The sequence below is a fragment of the Streptomyces doebereineriae genome, assembly GCF_031845645.1.
Lineage (GTDB): Bacteria > Actinomycetota > Actinomycetes > Streptomycetales > Streptomycetaceae > Streptomyces > Streptomyces canus.
This window is the reverse complement of the sequence record NZ_JAVREZ010000232.1, coordinates 1-465: the sequence shown is the minus strand read 5'-3', so window position 1 is coordinate 465 and position 465 is coordinate 1. Positions and strand designations below refer to the sequence as shown.

Sequence of the window (465 nt, the reverse complement as noted above, 5' to 3'; positions counted from 1 at the left end):
ACCTGGTCTCGGCGCCCGTCGTGGACGAGAGCGGGTCGCTGCTGGGCGCGGTGACCGTGGACGACGTGCTGGACCACCTGCTGCCCGAGGACTGGCGCGAGACCGACTTCCACGGTGAGGGGGGCATCCACCATGGCCGGTGAGGAGCGGTCGAAGGCCGCGTCGACGGGCTCGTCGGGCCTGGTGCGGCCTCCGCGCACCCGGCTCGACCAGCCGAAGGCGCCGGGGCTGAAGCTGCTGCCGGAGTACGACCCGGAGGCGTTCGGCCGGTTCTCCGAGCGGATCGCGCGGTTCCTGGGGACCGGGCGGTTCATCGTCTGGATGACGCTGATCATCATCGTCTGGGTGGCGTGGAACGTCTGGGCGCCCGAGCACCTGCGGTGGGACGAGTACCCGTTCATCTTCCTGACCCTGATGCTCTCGCTCCAGGCGTCGTACGCCGCTCCGCTGATCCTGCTGGCCCAG

At 70.5% G+C, this 465-nt stretch carries 1 protein-coding gene and 1 pseudogene; both read left to right on the top strand.

The features are described from left to right. Positions 1-143, top strand: a pseudogene (locus RNB18_RS51620) (magnesium transporter); the annotation flags it as partial. Continuing rightward, positions 133-465, top strand: a 333-nt coding sequence (locus RNB18_RS51615; protein WP_311721010.1) for a DUF1003 domain-containing protein, incomplete at its 3' end; no start/stop codon positions are given. The pseudogene RNB18_RS51620 and the gene RNB18_RS51615, both read left to right, overlap by 11 nt.